The sequence below is a fragment of the Mycobacterium gordonae genome (genome assembly GCF_002101675.1).
GTDB classification, from domain to species: domain Bacteria; phylum Actinomycetota; class Actinomycetes; order Mycobacteriales; family Mycobacteriaceae; genus Mycobacterium; species Mycobacterium gordonae.
Genome location: NZ_LQOY01000230.1, coordinates 1 through 22884, shown reverse-complemented (window position 1 = coordinate 22884; position 22884 = coordinate 1). Strand labels below are relative to the sequence as shown.

The 22884-nt window shown below is 66.0% G+C and carries 23 protein-coding genes, 1 tRNA gene and 1 pseudogene; 10 read left to right on the top strand and 15 right to left on the bottom strand.

The window, feature by feature from the left end; genetic code table 11:
- Positions 1–235 precede the first annotated feature (235 nt).
- A complete protein-coding gene (locus tag AWC08_RS29335; RefSeq protein ID WP_069435158.1) occupies positions 236–1756 on the bottom strand; it encodes an AAA family ATPase in 1521 nt (506 codons plus the stop codon).
- 111 nt (positions 1757–1867) lie between these two features.
- Complete coding sequence (locus AWC08_RS29330) at positions 1868–2134, bottom strand: helix-turn-helix transcriptional regulator (RefSeq protein ID WP_069435157.1); 267 nt, start codon at positions 2132–2134, stop codon at positions 1868–1870.
- A gap of 669 nt (positions 2135–2803) precedes the next feature.
- On the opposite strand from AWC08_RS29330, the gene AWC08_RS29320 reads away from it, so the two are divergent.
- Positions 2804–3919: a tyrosine-type recombinase/integrase gene (locus AWC08_RS29320; protein WP_069435155.1), complete on the top strand. Its 1116-nt coding sequence runs from the start codon at positions 2804–2806 to the stop codon at positions 3917–3919.
- Between the two features lie 49 nt (positions 3920–3968).
- On the opposite strand, the gene AWC08_RS29315 is transcribed toward AWC08_RS29320, so the two are convergent.
- Positions 3969–4040, bottom strand: a tRNA-Thr gene (locus AWC08_RS29315).
- Positions 4041–4067: 27 nt separating this feature from the next.
- A complete protein-coding gene (locus tag AWC08_RS29310) occupies positions 4068–4790 on the bottom strand; it encodes a hypothetical protein (RefSeq protein WP_065134277.1) in 723 nt (240 codons plus the stop codon).
- A gap of 154 nt (positions 4791–4944) precedes the next feature.
- On the opposite strand from AWC08_RS29310, the gene phoP reads away from it, so the two are divergent.
- Both phoP and AWC08_RS29300 read left to right on the top strand, forming a co-directional pair.
- Positions 4945–5673: a two-component system response regulator PhoP gene (gene phoP, locus AWC08_RS29305; protein ID WP_174900797.1), complete on the top strand. Its 729-nt coding sequence runs from the start codon at positions 4945–4947 to the stop codon at positions 5671–5673.
- 1 nt (position 5674) lies between these two features.
- Complete coding sequence (locus tag AWC08_RS29300) at positions 5675–7120, top strand: sensor histidine kinase (protein ID WP_065134276.1); 1446 nt, start codon at positions 5675–5677, stop codon at positions 7118–7120.
- A gap of 66 nt (positions 7121–7186) precedes the next feature.
- Here AWC08_RS29300 and AWC08_RS29295 read toward each other — a convergent pair whose 3' ends face one another.
- Positions 7187–7591 carry an HIT family protein gene (locus AWC08_RS29295; RefSeq protein ID WP_065134275.1) on the bottom strand — a complete coding sequence of 135 codons (405 nt, stop codon included), beginning with the start codon at positions 7589–7591 and terminating at the stop codon, positions 7187–7189.
- Between the two features lie 30 nt (positions 7592–7621).
- The gene (locus tag AWC08_RS29290; protein WP_065134274.1) at positions 7622–7930 is read right to left on the bottom strand and encodes a hypothetical protein; all 309 of its coding nucleotides are present in this window, start codon (positions 7928–7930) and stop codon (positions 7622–7624) included.
- Between the two features lie 73 nt (positions 7931–8003).
- Between AWC08_RS29290 and AWC08_RS29285 the strand changes: the two genes are divergently transcribed.
- The gene (locus AWC08_RS29285; RefSeq protein WP_142283879.1) at positions 8004–8921 is read left to right on the top strand and encodes a C1 family peptidase; all 918 of its coding nucleotides are present in this window, start codon (positions 8004–8006) and stop codon (positions 8919–8921) included.
- Between the two features lie 101 nt (positions 8922–9022).
- Entirely contained in the window at positions 9023–10465 is a 1443-nt protein-coding gene (locus tag AWC08_RS29280; protein WP_069435345.1) for a hypothetical protein, read from the top strand.
- A gap of 84 nt (positions 10466–10549) precedes the next feature.
- Here the strand turns inward: AWC08_RS29280 and AWC08_RS29275 are convergent, their stop codons facing one another.
- The 9 genes from AWC08_RS29275 to AWC08_RS29235 all read right to left on the bottom strand — a co-directional run bounded on the left by AWC08_RS29275 (position 10550) and on the right by AWC08_RS29235 (position 19048).
- Complete coding sequence (locus AWC08_RS29275) at positions 10550–10966, bottom strand: ketosteroid isomerase family protein (RefSeq protein WP_065134271.1); 417 nt, start codon at positions 10964–10966, stop codon at positions 10550–10552.
- Positions 10967–10981: 15 nt separating this feature from the next.
- Positions 10982–12973: an NAD(P)/FAD-dependent oxidoreductase gene (locus tag AWC08_RS29270; protein ID WP_069435344.1), complete on the bottom strand. Its 1992-nt coding sequence runs from the start codon at positions 12971–12973 to the stop codon at positions 10982–10984.
- A gap of 12 nt (positions 12974–12985) precedes the next feature.
- Positions 12986–14113: an NDMA-dependent alcohol dehydrogenase gene (locus AWC08_RS29265; RefSeq protein ID WP_065134269.1), complete on the bottom strand. Its 1128-nt coding sequence runs from the start codon at positions 14111–14113 to the stop codon at positions 12986–12988.
- Positions 14114–14269: 156 nt separating this feature from the next.
- Positions 14270–14815 (bottom strand): nuclear transport factor 2-like protein, encoded by a 546-nt coding sequence (locus AWC08_RS29260; protein WP_065134268.1) that lies wholly within the window; start codon positions 14813–14815, stop codon positions 14270–14272.
- Between the two features lies 1 nt (position 14816).
- On the bottom strand, positions 14817–15023 hold the full coding sequence (locus AWC08_RS29255; protein WP_065134267.1) for a ferredoxin: 207 nt from the start codon (positions 15021–15023) through the stop codon (positions 14817–14819).
- Positions 15024–15028: 5 nt separating this feature from the next.
- Positions 15029–16387 (bottom strand): cytochrome P450, encoded by a 1359-nt coding sequence (locus tag AWC08_RS29250; RefSeq protein WP_065134266.1) that lies wholly within the window; start codon positions 16385–16387, stop codon positions 15029–15031.
- Positions 16384–17208, bottom strand: coding sequence for an SDR family oxidoreductase (locus AWC08_RS29245; RefSeq protein WP_069433814.1), 825 nt, complete (start codon positions 17206–17208; stop codon positions 16384–16386). The genes AWC08_RS29250 and AWC08_RS29245 overlap by 4 nt, the downstream gene beginning before the upstream one ends.
- Positions 17208–18425, bottom strand: coding sequence for a cytochrome P450 (locus AWC08_RS29240; RefSeq protein WP_065134264.1), 1218 nt, complete (start codon positions 18423–18425; stop codon positions 17208–17210). Before AWC08_RS29240 ends, AWC08_RS29245 begins: the two co-directional genes overlap by 1 nt.
- Complete coding sequence (locus AWC08_RS29235; RefSeq protein ID WP_065134263.1) at positions 18422–19048, bottom strand: TetR/AcrR family transcriptional regulator; 627 nt, start codon at positions 19046–19048, stop codon at positions 18422–18424. Before AWC08_RS29235 ends, AWC08_RS29240 begins: the two co-directional genes overlap by 4 nt.
- 218 nt (positions 19049–19266) lie before the next feature.
- On the opposite strand from AWC08_RS29235, the gene AWC08_RS29230 reads away from it, so the two are divergent.
- From AWC08_RS29230 to AWC08_RS29215, 5 genes and pseudogenes are all read left to right on the top strand, one after another.
- The gene (locus tag AWC08_RS29230; RefSeq protein WP_069433813.1) at positions 19267–20736 is read left to right on the top strand and encodes an aldehyde dehydrogenase; all 1470 of its coding nucleotides are present in this window, start codon (positions 19267–19269) and stop codon (positions 20734–20736) included.
- Positions 20737–20747: 11 nt separating this feature from the next.
- Positions 20748–21497, top strand: a complete 750-nt coding sequence (locus AWC08_RS29225; RefSeq protein WP_069433812.1) for an SDR family oxidoreductase — start codon at positions 20748–20750, stop codon at positions 21495–21497.
- A gap of 1 nt (position 21498) precedes the next feature.
- Positions 21499–21567, top strand: a pseudogene (locus tag AWC08_RS38755) (16S rRNA (guanine(966)-N(2))-methyltransferase RsmD); the annotation flags it as partial.
- Between the two features lie 2 nt (positions 21568–21569).
- Positions 21570–22427, top strand: a complete 858-nt coding sequence (locus tag AWC08_RS29220) for an NAD(P)-dependent oxidoreductase (protein WP_069433811.1) — start codon at positions 21570–21572, stop codon at positions 22425–22427.
- Positions 22427–22864 carry a carboxymuconolactone decarboxylase family protein gene (locus tag AWC08_RS29215; RefSeq protein WP_065132035.1) on the top strand — a complete coding sequence of 146 codons (438 nt, stop codon included), beginning with the start codon at positions 22427–22429 and terminating at the stop codon, positions 22862–22864. Before AWC08_RS29220 ends, AWC08_RS29215 begins: the two co-directional genes overlap by 1 nt.
- Positions 22865–22884: the final 20 nt, after the last annotated feature.

Here is a 22884-nt window from a genome sequence, read left to right as displayed (position 1 = left end):
GGGGAGATTCATTCCGCTGTGCCCCCCGATGTCGGGCGGCATGATTCGTGCCGCTGCTGGCCCGATGAGACGGGCCAGCCGCACTCGGTGCACGGGTGGGCGAGGCTGTGCATCTTCGCCCCGTGTGGCCCGTCTGTGACCGTTACGAGCCCATGTCTGAGCGCCAGCGCGAGACCGTCACGGACTGCCTTTTGGGTGTGCTCGTCGGCCAGCGCGGCTTCGATTGCCTTCTTGCTCATCGCCTCGGCACCGGCCAGCAGCTTGATGGTCGCTGTCTTGGCGGCCTCGGTCTTGGCGTCCCCGCGCGAGCCGAGCACATACGACAGCCGCCGGGTGGCCGGATCGAACGTCGCCGACCCTCTGCCACGTCCACGTCTCGTCCGTGTGCGGTGAAGAACCGCGCCGAGTCCGGTTGGTCGGTCTCGCGGACCAGCCGCCAGATGGCGTCTGGCCAGTCCTGCAACCGGGAGTCGCCGCGCGCGCGTTCGTTGGCGTGCCCCATGTGCTGCACGATCAGCGCGTTGCCGATCCCGGCCTCTGCCAGCAGTGCGTCGAAGGCGACCAGGAACCGTCCGGCGTCGTGGTTCTCATCGAGACCGAGGGCGTCGAGCACCGGGCGCAGGCAGTCCAGTATCAGGTAGTCGCACCGGATGCTGGCCAGCCTGGCGGCCCACTGTGCCCGGCTGCGGTCGTCGGGCAGATTGAGCGCACTTACCTTGCCGCGCAACGCAACAACGTCAGCAACAGCCCTCGTATTGGTGATTCTCTGATCGGCCAGCCATCGACGTAGTGTGGTCTCACTCATTTCGGTGTCGATGAGCACGACGTTGCGGGCGCGGGTGGCCACGGTGAACCGGCCTAGGAACGGCTCGCCATCGGCCAGGGATCGCAGCAAGTTGCCGACGACGGTCGTCTTCCCTGCCTTGTATTGAGCGCTGAGCAGGACGCGGCCGTCCTCTGGTGCCAGCTCGTTGATGCGGTAGACGACCGGGGTGTCAGGTTCGCCGAGCAGCTGGGTCAGCCCTTTGACGGCTGGCGGGATCGCCTGCGGGCGTTCCTCATCATCGAGGCGGCGCTTGGCTTCTCGGACCACCCGCAACGCGCGCATACGGTCAGTGATGACACCCTCAAGCGCTTCGCCTTCTGCGGCCGGGTCGCTGCTGCGTGAGTCGTCACGCGGTGGCGTCCAGCGGTTGCCCACCAGCTCGTGAAGAAACTCGGTCTCGGTCAGTGAATGAACTTTAGGCTCTATGTCTTTCGGCTCCGGAACGTCAGCCGGGCCGAATCGGTCCGCCGCCTGGAACGCCGAGCTGATTGTGCCGTGGGTATCGTGCTCGCCGTCGTCAAAATTGAGATGGTTGCTGTCACACGCCGCGACCAGCTCTCGACGCAGCATCTCGCGGATGGCAGGGTCAGAGGGCAGCACTCTGGCGCAGCGCAGCGCTACCTTATTCAGCTTGTCGTTGCGCGCACCCGATCCCTCTACTACCAACTCGGCCATCGTTTTGTCGACAACGGCCTTCACATACTTCGGATTAGCACCCGGTGCGACGGTGGGCGATGTGCGGCCGTTGCGGTGCGGGAGACGCTTGCGCACAGCAGATTTGAGCGCTCGCCAGGATTTCGCGTTGAAGTCGTCGGGCGGGTCGGACAGCCCTATGTTATCCGGAAAGCACAGCTCGGCGAACGCTTCGGCCACGATGTCGGCGGGCCAGTCGTCGGTCCAGTCGGGTGGCCTGGCAGGGAGCTGCTGCACCGCTGAGGCTGCATCGCCGCCGGGCGGTGGGTTCGTTAGCATTGGCGTTGTCCTCGGGATCGGACGTTGCGACCCGCACAGCTCCATGCCTGTGCGGGTCGCGTTCGGTTTCTAGGTCTGGGTGCGTAGGTTCGCGTCGCACCACGCCTGCACGTCCGACCACCTGTAGCGAACGCTGCGGCGTCCGAACTTGATGAACGGCGGACCATCGCCGTGGAATCGCCATTGCGCTAGCTGATTGACCGATGTGCCGACCAGGGGCGCGAGTTCCTCGGCTTTGAGCAAGCGCTCAAGTTGGCCCGTCCCGTCGAGCGCGACCCGCGCGTCGGCCTGGTGAGCGCGGCCGCAAGACAGCACGTCAGCGGTAGTTTTGCTCATAGTCGGACTCCTAAAAAGTTGCCAAACAGCAAACACGCTGGCAGACAGTGCCTTTGCTGGTTTCTGTCAGTCGATGCGGACATGCCGTTAGATTAGCCAGGCGGGCTGACAGTACTGGGAGAAAATTGCATGTTGGTATATCTGTAACGCGGTTGATTGCCGCCTACATGTTGGGCTATCTGTAACGGTCTGCGGTAGCGTTACAGATATGCCAACAACGCTTCGGTGCCCGGTGTGCGATATCGAGAGCACCCCGACCGTGCGCAAGCCCGCCGTGCGCTGCGCCTGCATCCACTACCGCAAGCGCACTGCGCGGCGGATCGAGGACGCCGTTATCTGCGCCCAGTGCGCGCGCACAGCCAAGACCGCAGGGCAGTGGCAGCAGAGGACGTCGACCGGGCGCGTAGTGCTCACACACCCTGACGGCCCCCTCGACGTCGGCCGCTGCGAAGCGTGCGGCCTCTGCGTTGCGCTGCGCGCCGACCCACGCCGGGAACGGTTCGTCTGTTCCAACGCGTGCCGCCAGCAGACCTACTACCGGGCGGCCGAGAAGACCAAAGCGACTTGCGACGAGTGCGGGTCGACATTCACTGCGCGACGGGGTGCGCGCTACTGCTCGTCACCATGCCGTCAGCGGGCGTACCGGGCGCGGAACAGAGAGGTCTGACAATGGCGAAAATTGAGACATACCAAACGAAGTCAGGCAAGCGTTGGCGAGTGCGCTACCGCACGCCGGACCGCCGACAGACCGACAAGCGCGGTTTTACGACCAAGCGAGACGCCGAGCGGTTCGCCAGCACCGTCGAGGTGACCAAGCTGCGCGGCGAGTACGTCGCGCCATCGCTGGGCCGCATCACGGTCGGGGAGCTGGGACCGGGCTGGCTGGCCCGTCAGAAAGGCCACATGAAGCCCAGCGGGTACCGCTCCTATGAATCGGCCTGGCGCGTGCACGTCAAGCCGCGCTGGGCGCACGTGCGGGTATCCGAGATCGTCTACTCCGACGTGCAAGCATGGGTGTCCGAGCTGGCCACCAAACGCGGCGCGGTCATCGTGCAGACCGCTCACTCGGTGCTGGCCCGCATCCTTGACGACGCGGTACGCGACCGGATGATCACCGCCAACGCGGCGCGCGGGGTCAAGCTGCCCCCGAAGCCGAAGCGCCGCAACGTCTACCTGACCGCAGATCAGCTGCGACAGCTGGCCGACGAATCGGGCCGCTACCGCTCGCTTGTGCTGCTGCTCGGCACGGCCGGGCTGCGCTGGGGTGAGGCAGCGGCGCTGCGGGTCGCAGATGTCGACTTTCTGCGCCGCCGGATCGAGCTGCATCGCAACGCGGTCACCATCGGCCGCCAGACGTTCGTGGGCTCCCTGAAGTCAGGCAAAGCGCGCACTGTGGCCCTGGCGGCATTCGTCGTTACCGAGCTGGCGCGGACCTGTGAAGGCAAAGAGCGCGACGAGCTGATCTGGCCAGCTCGTGACGGCGGGTACCTCGCGCCGCCGTCGTCGCACGATTCCTGGCTCTCCGGTGCGGTCGCGCGCTGCCGCAAGGCTGACAAGGCGTTCCCGGCCGTCACCGCGCACGCGCTGCGCCATACGGCGGCCTCGCTGGCAATCTCATCGGGTGCCAATCCGAAGGTGGTCCAGCGAATGCTCGGGCACGAATCTGCGGCCATGACGCTGGACGTCTACGCCGAACTTTTCGATGACGACTTGAGTGCAGCTGCCGAAAAGTTAGATGAAATTGTGGGCAAAATGTGGGCAAAACCGGCTCAGCGGTCGCCGTAGCAACGTCGAGAACCATTGTCTAGCAGCGCAAATAGTCGCCCAGCTATTGAGCCCCCTGTCAGGATTGAACTGACGACCGCTCGCTTACAAGGCGAGTGCTCTACCACTGAGCTAAGGAGGCCGGTAAAACCGGTGCCAGCCTAACTGGTCACGGCTCGCCCTCGACGATGCGTTGGGAGCGCACCGGCCGCGACGACGAACGTGGCCGCCGCCCCGGCAACGGGATGCGGTCGGCGATACTGCTCAGCGGATTGACCACCATGGTCAGCGAGATGACCGCGTCCTGCAGGGTGGCGATCGCCGGTTCCAGCGCCTCCATCCCGGGTGCCAGTCGTGCCAGGGTGTCGGCCACGTCGGCCAGCTGCTCCAGCGGGCCGTTCTTGGCCGTCAAGGTGTCGATCAGGCCGCCCTCGGAGAGCAGTTTGTCGGCCAGGCCGTCCTCGGCCAGCACCCGCTCCACCATTCCGTCGGCGCCCAGCAGCTGGTCAGCCAGGCCGCCGGGCTGCAGGGCGCGCTGCAGGCCGCCGCCCTCGGCCGTCAGCCGGTCGATCAGCCCGCCCTCCGAGGTAAGCAGATCCACCACCCCGCCCGGGCGCAACATCCGGTCCATCGGACCATTGGGAGCGATAGCGCGTCCCAGCGGCATGTCGTCGTCGAGCAGGCGCGCCAGCCGGTTGGCCCGCGCCAGCGTGTCGTCGATGCCCAGCATGTTGGCCATCGCGTTCGATCCACTCGGGCCGCCGGTATCGCCGAGCGCCTGCTTGGCCAGGCCCACCCCCGCGCCGGCAATATTCAGGCTCGCTTCCGCGGCGGCCAACCCGGCCCGCGCGGGAGCGGTCGCAACACCCATGAGGGCTTTGACGAGGTTCATTCTCCGAGTCTATTCGCGGCAGATGCACGCCCGACACCGCGCGGTTCCCGGGCCACACCGCGACGCCTGGCAGACTGCTAGCAGATTACTTGCACCGTCCTCTCAGGAAGTTTTCAATGAATCTGAAGCTAATACTCAAGTTCGGGAGACTGACGTGACACTGGGACACCCCGGCGCGGAGAACACCAAACCGGAGGCTCGCATCCTCGTCGTCGACGACGAGGTCAACATCGTCGAGCTGCTCTCGGTCAGCCTGAAATTCCAGGGATTTGAGGTCATCACCGCGACCAACGGCGCCCAGGCCCTCGACCGCGCCCGCGAATCCAGGCCGGACGCGGTGATCCTCGACGTGATGATGCCGGGAATGGACGGATTCGGTGTGCTGCGCCGCTTGCGCGCCGACGGCATCGACGCCCCGGCCCTGTTCCTGACCGCCCGCGACTCCTTGCAGGACAAGATCGCCGGTCTCACCCTCGGTGGCGACGACTATGTGACCAAGCCCTTCAGCCTCGAAGAGGTGGTCGCCCGGCTGCGGGTCATTCTGCGCCGCGCCGGCAAGGGCGTCAGCAACGAACCCCGCAACGCCCGACTGACGTTCGCCGACATCGAACTCGACGAGGAGACGCACGAAGTGTGGAAGGCCGGCCAGCCGGTCTCCCTGTCGCCCACCGAGTTCACGCTGTTGCGCTACTTCGTGATCAACGCCGGCACCGTACTGAGCAAGCCGAAGATCCTCGACCACGTCTGGCGCTACGACTTCGGTGGCGACGTCAACGTCGTGGAGTCCTATGTATCGTACCTGCGCCGCAAGATCGACACCGGGGAGAAGCGCCTGCTGCATACCCTGCGAGGGGTGGGCTACGTGCTGCGCGAACCACGCTGAGATGACCGGCCGGTACCGCCGCGGCGTGCCCCTGCGGGTGAGCCTGGTGGCAGCAACCCTGGTGCTGGTCTTGTGCGGTCTGCTGGGTTCGGGGGTGGCGGTCACGTCGATCCTGCGGCACAGCCTGGTCAGCCGCATCGACTCGACCTTGATGGACGCCAGCCGCACCTGGGCACAGGCGCCGTGGAAGCACACCACGTCGAACGGTCAGGGCTTCGATCCGGCCCGGCCGCCGTCGAAGTTCTACGTGCGGGCGATCAGCCCGGACGGCCACCCCATGACGGCCATCAATGACCGCAACGCCGAGCCGGCGCTGCCTGCCAACAACGACGTCGGTCCCAACCCGACGACGCTCCCGTCAGTCAGCGACTCCGACATCAAGTGGCGCGCGGTGACGGTCCGCGGGCCGCAGGGTGGGATCACGACGGTGGCCATCGACCTGTCCGATGTCGACCACACGGTCCGGTCGCTGGTCTGGCTGCAGGCCGGGATCGGCACCGCGGTGCTGGTGGTGGTCGGCATCGCCAGCTTCGTGGTGGTGTATCGCAGTCTGCGGCCACTGGCCGAAGTCGAGCAGACCGCGGCCGCGATCGCCGCGGGCCAGCTGGACCGCCGCGTCACCGAACGTGACCCGCGCACCGAAGTGGGCCGACTTTCCTTGGCGCTCAACGGAATGCTGTCGCAGATCCAGCAGGCGGTGGCCGCCTCGGAGTCGTCGGCCGAAACCGCTCGCAATTCAGAGGAGCGGATGCGGCGGTTCATCACCGACGCCAGCCACGAACTGCGGACCCCATTGACGACCATCCGCGGGTTCGCCGAGTTGTACCGCCAGGGCGCCGCTCGGGACGTCTCGATGCTGCTGTCGCGGATTGAAAGCGAAGCCAGCCGGATGGGGTTGCTGGTCGACGACCTGCTGCTGCTGGCGCGTTTGGATGTGCAGCGGCCGCTGGAACATAACCGAGTGGACCTGCTGGCGCTGGCCAGCGACGCCGTGCACGACGGGCGCGCCATCGACCCCAAACGCACCATCACCATGGAGGTGTTCGACGGGCCCGGTACCCCGGAGGTGTTGGGCGACGAGGCGCGACTGCGTCAGGTGCTGGGCAACCTGATCGCCAACGCGATCCAGCACACGCCGGTCACCGCTGACGTCACCATCCGGGTCGGCACCGACGGCGACGACGCGGTACTCGAGATCGCCGACAAGGGGCCGGGCATGAGCCAGGAGGACGCCGACCGTATCTTCGAGCGCTTCTATCGCACCGACTCGTCGCGGGCGCGAGCCAGCGGCGGCACCGGGCTCGGATTGTCGATCGTCGACTCGCTGGTCAAGGCGCATGGCGGCAGCGTCACGGTGACCACCGCGCCCGGGCAGGGGTGTTGCTTCCGGGTCGCGCTGCCCCGGGTCAGCGACGTGCCCGCCCCGGTTGGCGACCGGGTGCATTGATCCTGCGCTGAAGGCGACGACACGCCGCGCAAACCCGCCGTGGACGCAGTCTCAGCGCAAGGCTGCTTACGCCAACTCCGCGAGCGCCGCCTTGATCTTGGCCTGCGCCTCGTCCAGCGACTCCGGGGACGGGTTCCGGTCGACGTGGGCGAAGCCGAAGTCGCTGAGGTTGCGCGCGGGAAAGACGTGCACGTGCAGGTGCGGCACCTCTAGGCCCGCGATGATCACGCCGGCGCGGTCGGCGGAGAAGGCCTTCGTCACGGCCTTACCGATCAGCTGGCTCACCTCCATGACGCGGGCGAATGCCGCGGCGTCGACGTCCTGCCACTGGTCGATCTCCGCGCGCGGCACCACCAGGGTGTGGCCTTGCGTCATCGGCTCGATCGTCAGGAACGCGACGACGTCGTCGTCCTCGTACACGAAGCGGCCGGGCAGTTCACGGTTGATGATCTTGGTGAAAATCGACGCCATTGCCTCAGCATAGGTTTGACCCGACCGGCCTCAGGTCGCCGCCATGGCTTCGTCGATACGTCGCTCGGCATCTTCGCGGCTGATATGCAGGGCTTCAGCGAGGACGTCAGGAAGCTCGCCGCCCAACTCTTCGGGGCTGGCGCGGGTCAGCGACTTGATCATGTTGCGCTGAAGCATCGACAGCGTTTCGCTCACCCGATGCTCGGTTTCCAGATAGCGCCACAGTTCTTCTTCGGTCATCGTTGCGGGATCCAGCTGATGGAGCCGGTCGACCTTGTCGAAGAAGTCGTCGATGACCGACAGGACGAGATCACGATCGGATACTTGGTCGGTGGTCATGTTGCCGAACGTATCCGCGGCCACCGACATCAAAAGCCGCCAACACAATCGCCAACAAAATAAGGTCATCGGCATGCAGCTCCGGATCGGGCGACGCCAGATGCTCGCGCTCGCGGCGGCCGGTGCGCTGGGCGCGGCGCTGCCGGCGTGCGGCACCGACGACGAAGAGCCCTACGAGCTGACTTCCTACGGATACGATTCCGACGTCTCGGAGCCTGGAGCCCCCGAGACGCCCAAGCCCCTGGGCCGGCTGCCCGCGGCGGCGTCGGTGAAGACGGAGTGGTTGCCACCGGTGGGTAGGCAGACCATGCCGAACTGCTTCGTGTGGGCCACGGTATACGGCCTGGCGACGTTCCACGCCGCCCGCAAAAGCGCCACTGCGCCAAGCACTCCCGCTCGCCGGGCCGGTCCTGACTACGCCTACATCCGATACCAGCTGGCCAATAAGCTCACCGAGAACACGTGCAAGGGCGGCCAAATGGTCAAGTGCCTGAACTGGTTACAGGACAACGGCGGCACACCGTCGCTGGCCGTGGCGCCCAACATCGGCCGGCGCAAGTCCGCCACATCGTGTGAGGCCAACTGGGCCGACTACGGCTCGCGCACCATCGACCCGGATCCGATGTTCGCCATCCCAGGGCACAAACTGATCCGGATCACCGGCCCGGATGGCTTGAACAACTTACGAACCGTTATCGCGAAAGGTCTGCCGGTCGCCTTCGGCGTCAACCTTTACAGCGACTTCCCGCGCTACCGCGGCACACCCTCGCCGTACGTCGGCAACGGACAGTGGATGATCAACGCATCCGGCAAGAAGGTCGGGCACGTCATGGTCATCACCGGCTACGACGACAACAAGAGCGCCGGCGCGGTGCGAATCCAGAACAGCTTCGGAAAGCGCTGGGGCGAGCAGGGTTTCATGTGGATGGCCTATGAAACCCTGGCGAAGATGGCGCAGGGCACCGGGGTGTTCATACCGGACCCAGCGTGACGCCGCGAGCCGGTGCGGCCGAATCGTTAACGCACCGTAGCCGTGTCGTTCTCAATGCCCGCCAGAATCCCTTGTGACTCAATTCACGGGAGGCGACCTTGGTGCGTTTTCCCAAAGCGCTGCTGGCCATTCCAGTCGCGGTGCTGACCGCATGCGCGGTGTCCCTGATCCCTGCACTGACGCCGGCCCGCGCGGCCGACGCGTTCGGTCCTTTGGGTCCGCCCAACCCGTACATGGCTCCCAACGGCCTGGCCTCGATGCACAACGACGCCGGATCGGCCGACGCCGGACCGCTCCCGGGCCCCGGCGCGCGCCTGGTGCCGATCTTCGCGTTCCCGCTGCTGGCCGCCTGTCCGACGATCACCCAGGGCACCGATGGTCTGGTGCTGGCGCTGTGTACCACGATCACCCAACAGGCTCCGGTACTGCATCTGATCGACCCCGGCGGCATCCTGCCGCAGGTTATCCCGTTGGCCAGCTTGGACATCACCAAAGGCGGCCTGCTCGGCGGCGTCTACGCCTACCTGGACAACAACAACCAGATGGTGCTGATCGACGGCGCCAACCACCTGCTGCGCATCGCGCATGCCAAGGACGAGCGGGGTCGCTGGCAGTTGATCGTCACCCAGTCCACCGACCTGTCCAGCGTCATACCCCCCGGTGACAGCTCGGTGGGCGTGGTCCCGGACTATCAGGGCAACGTCTGGTTCGCCACCGCCGGTGGTGTGGTCGGGGTCGCGAAAGCAGCTGGGGGCGTCGCCAGTTTGCAGTTGCCCGCCGGACAGCAGGTGGCAAACAGTATTTCGGCGTCGCCGCTGAACCGCGTCGCGGTGGCGACCACCTTCGCCATCTACGAGATCAACCTCAACGGCGGCGGCAACCCGCAGGTGATGTGGAGCCAGAACTACGACCGCGGCCCGGCCCGCAAGCCCGGCCAGCTGAGTTGGGGAACCGGCTCCACCCCAACATATTTCGGACCCACCGGTGCTGACTACGTGACGATCGTCGACAACGCCGAGCCGCAGGTGCATGCGATGGTGTACCAGTCCGGCACCGGCAATGTCGTCTGCCAGCAGACCGTGCTGACCCTGGGCGGACCGGGCAGCGAAAACTCGCCGATCGGTGCCGGCAACTCGATGTTCATCGCCAGCACCTACGGCTATCCCTATCCGGCGGTGCCTCCAGGTGCCGGCCCGGCGGTGCCGCCGACGGCGCCGTTCGTCGGTGGAATGACCCGGGTGGACATGAACAATCCGGGCCCGGGCTGTCATACGGTGTGGGAGAGCAAGGTTCGCAGCGCCGCGCTGCCGCACCTGTCGACCGGAGACGGGCTGATCTACACGATCACCCGGATCGGGCTCGACCAGACCACTCCGGCCGACATCTTCGCCTACTCGGTGATCGATCCGAACACCGGGAATTTGATGCACCAGCAGCCGAAGTCGGCCACTCTGCTCAGCGACCCGATTCAGACGGCGTGCATGGTCCTGATGGGCGGCAAGATCATGCAGGGAAATATCACCGGCATCGGCCGCATCGGCTAGTTCCTCGGCCGAGCAGACGCCAAAGCCCCCGAAAACCCGGGGTTTTCGGGGACTTTGCGTCTGCTCGCGGGGTTACTCCCGGGGTTACTCCTGCGTGAACTTCATCATGTCGAGGTTCCAGTAGCCGCGCATGCTGTTGATCAGCCCCTCGTCGTTGACGCGATAGGTGAACACGCCGCGCACCTCACTGCTGAAGCCACCCTCAAACTTGCTGTTGAGCACCAGAATATGGGCGATCTCGTTGGGTGAACTGGATGGAAACGTCTCTTCGCAGGTGATCGTCAACTGGTTCGCGGCGATGTTGGTGTCGTAGAACGTGGCGACGCCCTCTTTGCCCTTTACGCCGGTGCCGTCCGGGTTGGTCACGGACTTGCCGATCGGGTCCTCGACCACCACGTCGTCGGCCATCAACGCCAGCCAACCTTCGCGGTCATGGGCCTGCACGCAGCGCCACGACGATTGCGAGGCCGTCAGCGCCGGGGATTGGGCGGTTTGGGTCATTGCGTTTCTCCTTCTCTAGATTGCACACGCGGCGCGGGCGCCGTCTTCGGTGGCTTTGCGGATCAGTCCCAGGCCGGTGCAGTCACCGGCGGCATGAACAGGCGTGTCGGGCAGCGCGTCGACCAGCGCGTCGAACAGTCCGGTGTCCGGCTCGATGGTGCCGGCGATGACGACGGTGTCGGCGGCCAGTTCGCGGCTCACACTGCCGGCAGGAGTGAATATCACTGCGCCGGAGGTGATTCGCTCGACCTCGGCGCGCACGTGCACGGTGACGCCCAACCGGTCCAGGCGATCGGTGTGTTCGGTCTTGCGCTTGTTGCCGATCTCGGGTGCGATGTCTTTGCCGCCCTCGACGATCGAGACCAATCGCCCGCGCGTCGCCAGGAATTCGGCTAGTTCGAGCGCCACCAGATCACCACCGATGACGGTGACCCGGCGGCCGAACGGCATCCACGCGCGGCTGGCAATCCGCACCGCGCCGGGACGCAGAAAGCGCCGGCCCTCGACCATGCCCCGCAAACCGGGTCCGGTGTGCACGTGCGGAAGGTGCGCGCCCGGGATCGGCGGCACGGCGACCCGGCCACCGGTGGCCACAACTACTGCCTCGGGTGCTGCGGCAACGATGTCCCGAACCGAAACAGATTCCCCCAGAACCACTTCGGCGCCGCTGAACGCGATCTCGTGGCGCAGATACCGAAGGAACGGCTGGTTCTCGGGATGCAGCATGCTCGCCCAGCGCAGCGCGCCGCCCAGTTGCCGGCCGCGCTCGAAGAGCGTCACCCGGTGCCCGCGGCCGGCGGCCACCCGAGCGGCTTCCAGCCCGGCCGGGCCGCCGCCGATCACCACCACCCGTTTGGCGCGCGCGACAGCGGGTGCCGCCAGGGCGCGTTCCTTGCCGGTGCGCGGGTTCACCGCACAGTCGACCGAGAAGCGTTGTTCCATTGCGTCGATGCAGTTTTCACAGGAGATGCACTGACGAACCCGCTTAGCCTGCCCGGATCCAAGCTTGCGCGGCAGCTCGGGGTCCGCGAGCAACGGGCGGCCCATGGCGATGAAATCGGCGCGTCCGTCGGCCAGGATGCGTTCGGCCCGCACCGGGTCGTGGATGCGGCCGACGGCGATCACCGGCACGTCCACCACCTGCTTGACCGCGTGTGCGGCGCCCACGTTCACCTCGGCGCCGTCGTCGGCGCTATTGACCATCCCGGTGACCAGGCGGTCGATCACCCCGCCGCTGACGTGGAACGCGTCGACACCGGCGGCGACGAGTTCGGGCGCCATCCGGGCGGTTTCGTAGATGGGCCGGCCGCCGGCGACGCGCTCGTACCCAGAGATGCGCAAGGTGATCGGCAGTGCGTTGCCGATCTCGGAACGGATCGCCGCCAGCGCGTCCAGGACCACCCGCATCCGGCCCCGCGCGGTGTGGCCGCTGTAGGAGTCGGTGCGCCGGTTACGTTGTGGTGCAAGGAAAGAACCCAGCAGCATGTAGCCGTGTGCGGCGTGCAGCTCGATTCCGTCGTAGCCGGCCTCGACGGCGCGGCGCGCGGCCGCCTTGAACAGGTCGAGCACCTTGGTGAGCTGAGCGCCGGTGATCTCCACCGACGGGCGTCCGGTCAGATACGACGGAATCACCGACGGCCCCAGCGACGTCGCGCCGAACATCTCCGGCCCCAGTCCGTCCGGCCCGGCGTGCACGATCTGTGGCTGGATCTTGGCGCCGTGCGCGTGCACCTCGTCCACCAGCGCCCGGTGTGACTCGACGGCCGCGTCGGTGCCCAGGTGCAATCCACCCGGTGTTTCGGGATGCTGCGGGTCGACTCCGGTGGCGCCCAGCGTGATCAGACCGACGCCGCCCCTGGCGCGGGCGACGAAGTAGTCACGGGTGCGCGCTGAAGGCAGGCCGTCGGGGGTGCCGTACATGGTCTCCATCGGAGACATGACCACCCGGTTGCGCACCGTCATGGCGCCGATTCGCCCCGGCGCCAACAGGTGCGGAAAGCCGGTCACTCAGGACCAGGGTTACCGATCAGCGTCCGTGTAGCGGATGACGCCGCGAATGTTCTTGCCTTCCAGCATGTCCTGGTAGCCCTCGTTGATCTGCTCGAGGCGGTACTGGGTGGTGACCATGTCGTCGAGGTTCAGCTTGCCGGCCTTGTACATCGACAGCAGCTGCGGAATGTCGTACTGCGGATTGCCGCCACCGAAGATGGTGCCCTGCAGGTTCTTCTGCATCAGTGTGAGCATCGCGAGGTTCAGGTTGACGTTGGTGTCGAGCAGGCTGCCGATGGCGGTCAGCACGCAGGTGCCGCCCTTCTGGGTGATGTTGAGGTAGTTGTCGACATCGGCGCCGTGCAGCTCGCCGACGGTGACGACCACCTTGTGGGCCATCAGCCCGTAGGTGACCTCCATGATGCCCATCAGCGCGGCATTGATGTCCGGGTAGACGTGGGTGGCGCCGAACTTCAGGGCCTGGTCGCGCTTCCACTCCACCGGGTCGATCGCGAAGATGAAGCGCGCGCCCGCGTTGACCGCGCCCTGCAGGGCGGCCATGCCGACCCCGCCGACGCCGACGATCGCGACGTCCTGACCCGGCCGGATGTCGGCGGTGCGGACCGCCGAACCGTAGCCGGTGGTGACGCCACAGCCGACCAGGGCGGCCACCTCGAACGGGACGGACGGGTCGATCTTCACCACCGAGCTGCGGTGCACGACCATGTACGGCGAGAACGTTCCGAGCAGGGTCATCGGGAAGACGTTCTGGCCGCGGGCCTGGATGCGGAAGGTGCCGTCGCTCACGGCGGCGCCGGCGAGCAGTCCCGCGCCGAGGTCACACAGGTTGCGCATGCCGGACTGACAGGTCGGACACTGCCCGCAGGACGGGATGAAGGACAGCACCACGTGGTCACCCGGAGCGATGTCCTCGACGCCGGGGCCGACTTCGGTCACGATGCCGGCGCCCTCGTGGCCGCCCAGCACCGGGAAGCCCGCCATCGGGATGCCGCCGGTCACCAGGTGGTGATCCGAGTGGCACATGCCGGCCGCTTCCATCTGGATCTTGACTTCGTCTTTGGCGGGGTCGCCAATTTCGATTTCCTCGATGGACCAGGGCTGGTTGAATTCCCAGATCAGTGCGCCTTTTGTCTTCACGGTGGACCTGACCCCATTTCGCCTTTGAATTGAGAGTGCCTGGCCCCATCATGCCCGGCACGGTGGTGATGAGTGCCACAGAGCACTCCTGAGGGTCAGCATAGCGCGTTTAACAAATCAAATGCTTGGTTGGGTGCCGCTGACCGGGATAACGACCTACCAGAGGGGTGCCGGCGCCTTGCCCAGCGGGTAGTAGCCGGGGAGCTTCTCGCCGGCCAGGCTGCGCTCGATGCGCTTCTGCATCCCCGGGGACAGCTTTCCGGCTTTCATCAGGTCCAGGTACAGCGCTTGGACGTGGCCGAAGTCGAAGAAGTCGCGTTGCCACTCGATCTTGGCGTCGGCGTTGAGCCGGAACCAGCTGCCGCCGATGCCGTAGATCTCGGAGCGGCCACCGTCGGAGTCGATGGCCACCTGCTTCCAGAACCCGACGATCTCGCCCTGCTTGTCGTCGATGAGCACCTTCTGGTACGGGTACTGCCAGTTCTCCAGCCCCTCCATTTCCAGGCCCAGCGCGATGTCACGGATCTCGTCGATCCCGACGCACATCACGTCCTCTTTGGGCCCGATGTTCCAGCCATAGGTCGCGTCATCGGCGTAGAAGTCCGCCAGGCCTTTCCAGTCGCCTTCCCGCTCGGCCACCCGGTTGGCCTCCAGCCAGCGTTCGACCCAGTCCTCCAGTACCTCACGTGGGTGGGACGCCATATCAGCCTTCTTTCTCTCTGATGAACAGTGCTTGCGTGGGGCATGATTCGACGGCCCGCTCCACCTCGTCCCGGGCCTCTTCGGGTGGCTCGGGGTCGATGATCTCGACCTTGCCGCGCTTTGGCACCCGGAAGAAGTTCGGGGCCTCCAATTCACACATGGCGTGGCCCTGGCACAGGTCCAGGTCCGCTTCAATCCGAAATCCCATCGCAGTTACCCCTGAGCACGCTTGCGGTAGCGCACCTTGGCCGGCCGGGCGAGTTGCACCACCATCTTTGAGTGGTCGTTGTGGTAGCTGTCGGCGGGCTGGGCCATCTCAAACTCGTACTCGCGCAACAACACCGAGAAGATGGCCTTGATCTGCATCTGGGCGAACGCGGCGCCGACGCAGCGGTGCCGGCCCGCGCCGAACGGAATCCAGGTCCAGCGGTTGACCAGGTCCTCCTGCCGGGGCTTCTCGTAGCGGTCCGGATCGAAGGAGTCGGGGTTGGGAAAGTCCTCCGGGATCCGGTTGGAGATCGCCGGCGATGCGGCGACGAAGTCGCCCTTGTGAATCGGGTATCCCTCCACCTCGAACTCGCCCTGCGCCACTCGCATCAGGATGATCAACGGCGGGTGCAGCCGCAGCGTCTCCTTCAGGACATTCTCCAGCTTCGGAATCTGGCGCAGCGCATGAAAACTCACCTCCTGGCCGTCGGCGTAGAGCTCGTCGAGTTCCTTGACGACGTCGGCGTATGCATCCGGGTGCCGCATCAGTTCGATCAGCGTCCACGCCGAGGTGCCCGAACTGGTGTGGTGGCCGGCGAACATCAGCGAGATGAACATGCCGGTGACCTCGTCGGCGGAGAAGCGCAGGTTGCCGTCCTCGTCCTTGATGGACACTAGAACGTCGAGCATGTCGCGGTCGGTTTTGTCCTTGGGCGGATTGGCAATCCGCTGGTCCATGATTTCCTGGACCAACGCCACGAGGCCGACGCGGGCCTCGTCGCGGATGCGGAAGCTTTCGATCGGCAGGTACGGGTCGACGTAGCACAGCGGGTCGGTGCCCCGCTCCAGCTGGTGATAGAAGTGCGCGAAGCGGGAGTCCAGCTGGTTGCGGAACTTCAGCCCGATCAGGCAGGCGGTCGAGGTGTAGATGGTCAACTCGGCGAAGAAGTCGAGCAGGTCGATCTCGCCCTCATCACCCCAGTCGGCCACCATCTTTCGCACTTCGCCCTCGATGGTGACGGCGTGGCCTTTCATGTGCTCGCCACGCAAAGCCGAGTTGTGCAGCATTTCCTTACGGCGCTCGGGGCTGGCGTCGAAGACCACGCCCTTGCCGAAGATGGGCGTCATGAACGGGTACGCCTCGGCCTGGTCCAGATCCTCGTCGGCCGAACGGAAGAAGAACTCGTTGGCCCCGGCGCCGGTGAGCAGGATGACGTGCTTGCCGGCCAGCTGGAACCAGCCGACGTCGCCGCATTCGTCGCGCACCCGCTGCATCAGCCCGATCGGGTCGGTGCGGAACTCCTCGAGGTGGCCGTGTTCTTCCTCGCCGCCGGACACACGCGGCACGCTCAGTTGGGTAGTCATGAATTCAGCGCTTCCTCATCAACTTTCAGTTGCTGACGTTCTTTGGTGGTGGCCAGCGGCGCTTCGGGCTGCAGTTCCATGTTGACCACGAACCCGCCCCGGGGTGTCTCGGCGACGAAGGTGATCGCGCGGGCGAGGTCGGAGGCCCGCAGGAAGTAGTCGTGGCGGGCCTGGCCCCATTTGGCCCAGTCCTCCAGCGCTGGGCCGATCAACTCGGCCGGCAGGCTCCAGCCCATCCCCGTCTTGGTCGGGCCGGGATGCACGATCGATGCCCGCACGCCGGTGCCTTCGAGCTCCATCTGCAGGTTGGTGACCATGGCGATCAGGCCGGCCTTGGCCGCCCCGTAGGCGCCCATGTGCGGGCGCTGCCGCAGCGCGACGTCGGAACCGACGAAGATCAGGTCGCCGCGCTGACGCTCGAGCATGCCGGGAAGGACGGCGGTGGCAAGCCGGTTGGCCCCGATCAGGTGGATCTGCAGCTGGGACTCGAACGCCTCGCTGTCGATCTCGTGCAGCTTGCCGAAGTAGGTGTCACCGGCGCCGGCGACCAGCACCTCGATGTCACCGAGCTGCTCGGCAGCCTGTCGCACAAAGTTCTTGACCGAGTCGGCATCGGTGACGTCCAGTGGCAGCGCGACCGCCTCGCCGCCGTCCGCGCGGATCTTGTCCACGAGTTCCTGACACTTCTCCACCCGTCGCGCACCGAGAGCCACCGGAAAACCGCGGGCCGCAAGCTCGGTCGCGGTCGCGGCGCCGATACCCGAGGACGCGCCCGCGACGATGGCGGGCCGGCGCGCGGGATGCGGCTCGAAGCGGGGCATCAGGAGACCTCCACGGTGACAGGTAGATGAGCGAACCCGCGGACATTGCTGGAGTGGACGCGGACGGCGTTGGCCTCGTCCACCTCGTATCCGCGGATTCGCTTGAATAACTCGGTCAGCGCCACCCGTGCCTCCATCCGGGCCAGGTGCGCCCCCAGACAGAAGTGCGCGCCACTGCCGAAACTCAAGAGTTTCGAGCCGATGTCACGGCCGATCAGAAATTCGTCGGGGTCGTCGAACACCCGCTCGTCGCGGTGGGCCGACCCTGGCAGCAGCAATAGCACGTCCCCTTCGGGAATCGTGGTGCCGTACAGCTCGAGTGGACCCGACACCGTGCGCGCCAGGATTTGGCTGGAGGTGTCGTAACGGAGCGTCTCCTCGACCCACAGCGGTATCCGGGACAGGTCGGCGTAGACCGGGGTCAGCTGGCCGGGATTCTTGTGCCCCCAAAACGCGGCGTTGGCAAGGAGTTTGGTGGTCGTCTCATTGCCCGCGATCACCATCAGGAACATGAACCCGAGGACTTCCTCGTCGGTGAGCCGGTCGCCGTCGATCTCGGCCTCCAACAGCGCCGAGGTCAGGTCGTCGGTCAGCTTCTTGCGGCGCTCGGCGATCATGCCCTGGTAGTAGACGATCAGGTTGATCGACGCTTCGATCGCGGATGCCGGCACGTCGGTGACACCGTCTTCCCGATGCATCACGCCGTCGGCCCAAGCCCGGATCTGGTCGCGGTCGGCAACCGGGACGCCCATCAGTTCCGAGATGACGTCCATCGGCAGCTTGCCGGCGAATTCGGCAACATAATCGACCGTTCCGGCGCCGGCCTTCTCCAGCATGACGTCGAGGTGCTGAACCGCGAGTTCGGTGACCCGGGGCTCGAGTTCGCGAATCCGGCGCGGGGTGAAGCCTTTCGACACCAGCGTGCGCAGCCGCAAATGTGCCGGATCGTCCATGGCCAGAAACGACATGGTTTTCGACGCGTGTGGTCCACGCGATACCGGGTCCAACGACACCCCGTCGCGATTGGACAGCGTGGTGCTGTTGCGGAATCCCTGGTGCACATCACTGTGCCGCGACACCGCCCAGAATCCGAGGGCTTCGTTGTGGTAGAGCGGGGCCTCGTCACGAAGCCGCCGGTAGTACGGATACGGGTCCTCGTGGAAGTCGTAATCGTAAGGGTCGAGCACTAATTCAGAGTCCCCGACGTGAATCGTCATGCGTCACCGCCTTTTTCGGCCCCGGCCAGAATGAGGCTCACCACCTCGGCCAACCGGTCGGCAATCTCGTGATAGGTGAATTCGCCGCTACCGGCCTGCACCAGGGCGCCGTAAAAGGCCATTTGCAGAGCGGACACGGTGCGGGGTTCGGCGCCCGGGCCGATAGCCGAGGCGATGCGACGGTGGATCTCCGCGCCGATCCGGTCCCGGACGGCGCGCACGGCGGGATCGGTGCCGCCACCCATCAGGGCGGCCGTGCACGCCGCGCCCACTTCGGGTTCGTCGGCGACGACCAGAGCCAGGTGCCGCAACGCCTGGTCTACCCGGGTGTGCATGGCGACATTGACGTCGGTGAAGTAAGGCACCTGCCGCACCAGATCGAGGTATACCTCGGCGATCAGGTGGTTCTTCGAGGAGAAGTACGTGTAGGCGGTCGCCGGCGCCACCTTGGCCTTGGCTGCGACCAGGCGCACGGTCAGGTCCGCGTAGGTGTTCTCCCGCATGGTTTCCATCCCTGCGGCGAGCACTTTGCGGAAGGTTTCCTCCTGGCGGCGGTTCCGCGGGGTTCCGCCGGCCGGTTGCCGAGCCTGGCCGGCTACTGAAACCGCAGCATCGCTGGACACATGTCCAAACTAGAGGATGGTCGCGGCGGGAAGCAAGCCCGGCTCGTGAATGGGCACGTCAGAAGTGTTTATTGGCGGAGCGCTCCGCTATCGGCGGGATCGGCCCTTGCACCTCCGCCGCGTGCGGCGCTATGGTTCGGAGTAACGATATCGGACAGTTGTCCATTCAGATTGGTCGTCAGCTTGGGACGGCTGAACGCACCGGGTGGGAGTGGTAGATGGCCCTGTTGGCCGACGGCGCGAGTGCGCTGTTCATCGACGGCAAATTCTCGAGAGGCGCTGCGGGCACCTTCCCGACTGCCAATCCGGCCACCGAGGAGGTGCTCGGTGTCGCGGCGGACGCTGATGCGAACGACATGGGCCGCGCCATCGAAGCGGCGCGCCGCGCGTTCGACGACACCGACTGGTCGCGCGACACCGAGCTGCGGGTGCGGTGCATCCGGCAGCTGCGCGAAGCGATGCAGAAGCACACCGAAGAGCTACGCGAGCTCACCATCGCGGAGGTGGGTGCGCCGCGGATGCTCACCTCGATGGCCCAGCTGGAGGGTCCGGTCAACGACCTGGCGTTCGCGGCGGAGACCGCCGAAAGCTATGTCTGGAACCAGGATCTGGGCCAGGCGGCGCCGATGGGCATTCCTACCCGGCGCACCATCGCCCGCGAGGCGGTCGGTGTCGTCGGAGCCATCACGCCGTGGAACTTCCCGCACCAGATCAATCTGGCCAAGTTGGGTCCGGCCCTGGCGGCGGGCAACACCATCGTGCTCAAACCCGCGCCCGACACTCCCTGGTGCGCTGCGGTGCTGGGCGAGCTCATTGCCGAGCACACGGATTTTCCGCCCGGCGTGGTCAACATCGTCACGTCCAGCGATCACAGCGTCGGCGCCCTGCTCGCCAAAGACCCTCGGGTGGACATGATTTCGTTCACCGGATCCACCGCCACCGGCCGCAGCGTGATGAGCGACTCGGCCGCCACCATCAAGAAGGTCTTTCTGGAACTGGGTGGGAAGTCGGCGTTCGTCGTGCTCGACGACGCGGATCTGGCCGGTGCATGCGCGATGGCGGGGTTCACCGCGTCCATGCACGCCGGGCAGGGCTGCGCCATCACCACCCGGTTGGTGGTGCCCCGGGCGCATTACGACGACGCTGTTGCGGCCGCGGCGGGGACCATGTCCGGTATCAAGCCGGGTGATCCCAACGACCCCGGAACGGTTTGCGGCCCTGTGATTTCGGCGCGGCAGCGCGACCGCGTGCAGGGTTACCTCGACTCGGCGATCGCCGAGGGCGGGACTTTCGCATGCGGCGGCGGCCGGCCGGCTGGGCGCGATGTCGGCTATTTCATCGAACCGACCGTGATCGCCGGTCTGGGTAACGATGCCCGCGTGGCGCGGGAAGAGATTTTCGGGCCGGTCCTGACGGTGATTGCCCATGACGGCGACGAAGACGCGCTGCGCATCGCCAACGACTCGCCATATGGCCTGTCCGGCACCGTCTTCAGTGCGGACCCCGACCGGGCCGCCCGGTTCGCCTCGCGGATGCGGGTAGGCACCGTCAACGTCAATGGCGGCGTGTGGTATTCGGCGGACGCGCCGTTCGGCGGGTACAAGCAGTCGGGCAACGGGCGTGAGATGGGCCTGGCCGGGTTCGAAGAATACCTGGAAATCAAAACCATTGCCACAGCAGTGAATTAGAGGAGCGCAGCGTGCGATTCGAGAACAAGGTAGCCATCGTCACCGGGTCCGGTGGTGGCATCGGCCAGGCGTACGTCGAGGCGCTGGCCCGGGAGGGTGCGGCGGTGGTGGTGGCCGACATCAACGCCGAGGCGGCCGAGGGGGTGGCCAAGCAGATCGTCGCCGACGGCGGAACCGCGATCAGCGTTCCGGTGGACGTGTCGGACCCGGCGTCGGCCAAGGCCATGGCCGACCGGACGCTGGCCGAATTCGGCGGTATCGACTACCTGGTCAACAACGCCGCAATCTTCGGCGGGATGAAGCTAGACTTCCTGCTCACCGTGGACCCCGACTACTACCAGCGATTCATGAGCGTGAACCTCGACGGCGCCCTGTGGTGCACCCGGGCGGTCTACAAGAAGATGACCAAGCGCGGCGGCGGGGCGATCGTCAACCAGTCGTCCACCGCGGCCTGGCTGTACGCCAACTTCTACGGCCTGGCCAAGGTCGGCATCAACGGCCTCACCCAACAACTCTCGCGGGAACTGGGCGGGCAGAACATCCGGATCAATGCCATCGCGCCGGGTCCCATCGACACCGAGGCCAACCGCACCACCACGCCCAAGGAGATCGTCGACGACATCGTCAAGGGGCTTCCGTTGTCGCGCATGGGAACTCCCGATGACCTGGTGGGCATGTGTCTGTTCCTGCTCAGCGATGAGGCGCGCTGGATCACCGGTCAGATTTTCAACGTCGATGGCGGACAGATCATCCGGTCATGAGCGCGCCGACGACGATGCAGTGGGGGTACCGCCCGCTTGCGGGGGACGTAGCGATGAGGAGGAGTGGCGCCAGTGTCTGACGCACTCAAGTTGGGATACATCGGTCTCGGCAACATGGGCACCCCGATGGCCAAGAAGATGTCCGAATGGCCTGGCGGCCTGACGGTTTACGACGTTCGGGCCGAGGCGATGGCGCCATTCGCTGACCGGGCCGCCCGTCTCGCCGAGAGCGTGGCCGACGTCGCGGACGCCGACATCATCAGCGTGACTGTGCTGAACGACGAGCAAGTGCGCGACGTGGTGCACGAGCTGGCCACAGCCGCCAAGCCCGGCACCATTATCGCGATCCACTCGACGATCAGCGACACCACCGCCGAAGAGTTGGCACGCGAACTTCAGACTCGGGACATTCATGTCATCGATGCGCCGGTCAGTGGTGGCGGTCGCGCCGCGCGTTTCGGTCAACTCGCGACCATGGTCGGGGCGAGTGATGAGGTTTTCGCCCGGGTGAAGGAGCCGTTCGAGCATTGGGCGGACCTTGTGGTGCATGCCGGGCCGCCTGGCGCAGGCACGCGGATGAAGTTGGCTCGCAACATGCTCACCTTCACTACGTATGCGGCAGTGGGAGAGGCGTGGAAGCTGGCTGAAGCCGCCGGGTTGAACCTGCAGGACCTCGGCAACGTCGTGCGTCACACGGACAAATTGACCGGCGGTGCCGGCTCGATCATGTTCCGCGACGATACGAAAGACCTTGAGCCGGGCCATTTCCTCTACGACGGGTTTACCCACACCCGCGGTCTGGGTGAAAAAGACCTGAGCCTGGCGCTGGCTCTGGCCGAATCGGTCTCGGTCGATCTGCCGCTGGCTAAGCTGGCCCTCGAACGGCTGGCGCCGGGCCTGGGAGTGCCGCATACAGAGAAGGACGCGTGATGGACGAGCTGCGCCGCAAGGGCCTGGAGAAGATGAACGAGGTCTACGGCTGGGAGATGCCCAATATCGAGGGTGACCCCTACTTCGACCTGACCGTCGACCACCTGTTCGGTTCGATCTGGACCCGGCCGGGATTGTCGATGCGGGACAAGCGCATCATGACGCTGACCGCGGTCACCGCCATCGGAAACCGCGACCTGGCCGAGATCCAGATCAACGCCGCACTGCTCAACGAAGAACTCAGCGAGACGGAGCTGAAGGAGATGGCCGTCTTCCTCACCCATTACCTCGGCTTCCCGCTGGGGTCGGCACTCAACGGCGCGGTCGACACCGTCGTGGCCCGGCGCCGGAAGGCTGCGGCCAAGGGTGCGGAGGAAGACAAAAAAGCCAACGTCGAGCGCGCGCTCAAGATGAACGCCGGGCAGGCCGACGTTTAGTGCCGTGCGGCCTCTTGTGC

Bases quoted from the DNA above. Each gene is read 5' to 3' on its own strand.
- AWC08_RS29310 (WP_065134277.1), bottom strand. From the start codon at position 4,790: ATGAACCTCGTCAAAGCCCTCATGGGTGTTGCGACCGCTCCCGCGCGG.
- AWC08_RS29285 (WP_142283879.1), top strand. From the start codon at position 8,004: ATGCAGCTCCGGATCGGGCGACGCCAGATGCTCGCGCTCGCGGCGGCC.
- AWC08_RS29330 (WP_069435157.1), bottom strand. From the start codon at position 2,134: ATGAGCAAAACTACCGCTGACGTGCTGTCTTGCGGCCGCGCTCACCAG.
- AWC08_RS29255 (WP_065134267.1), bottom strand. From the start codon at position 15,023: ATGGGATTTCGGATTGAAGCGGACCTGGACCTGTGCCAGGGCCACGCC.
- AWC08_RS29300 (WP_065134276.1), top strand. From the start codon at position 5,675: ATGACCGGCCGGTACCGCCGCGGCGTGCCCCTGCGGGTGAGCCTGGTG.
- AWC08_RS29250 (WP_065134266.1), bottom strand. From the start codon at position 16,387: ATGACTACCCAACTGAGCGTGCCGCGTGTGTCCGGCGGCGAGGAAGAA.
- AWC08_RS29290 (WP_065134274.1), bottom strand. From the start codon at position 7,930: ATGACCACCGACCAAGTATCCGATCGTGATCTCGTCCTGTCGGTCATC.
- AWC08_RS29245 (WP_069433814.1), bottom strand. From the start codon at position 17,208: ATGCCCCGCTTCGAGCCGCATCCCGCGCGCCGGCCCGCCATCGTCGCG.
- AWC08_RS29240 (WP_065134264.1), bottom strand. From the start codon at position 18,425: ATGACGATTCACGTCGGGGACTCTGAATTAGTGCTCGACCCTTACGAT.
- AWC08_RS29295 (WP_065134275.1), bottom strand. From the start codon at position 7,591: ATGGCGTCGATTTTCACCAAGATCATCAACCGTGAACTGCCCGGCCGC.
- AWC08_RS29215 (WP_065132035.1), top strand. From the start codon at position 22,427: ATGGACGAGCTGCGCCGCAAGGGCCTGGAGAAGATGAACGAGGTCTAC.
- AWC08_RS29275 (WP_065134271.1), bottom strand. From the start codon at position 10,966: ATGACCCAAACCGCCCAATCCCCGGCGCTGACGGCCTCGCAATCGTCG.
- AWC08_RS29320 (WP_069435155.1), top strand. From the start codon at position 2,804: ATGGCGAAAATTGAGACATACCAAACGAAGTCAGGCAAGCGTTGGCGA.
- AWC08_RS29260 (WP_065134268.1), bottom strand. From the start codon at position 14,815: ATGGCGTCCCACCCACGTGAGGTACTGGAGGACTGGGTCGAACGCTGG.
- AWC08_RS29230 (WP_069433813.1), top strand. From the start codon at position 19,267: ATGGCCCTGTTGGCCGACGGCGCGAGTGCGCTGTTCATCGACGGCAAA.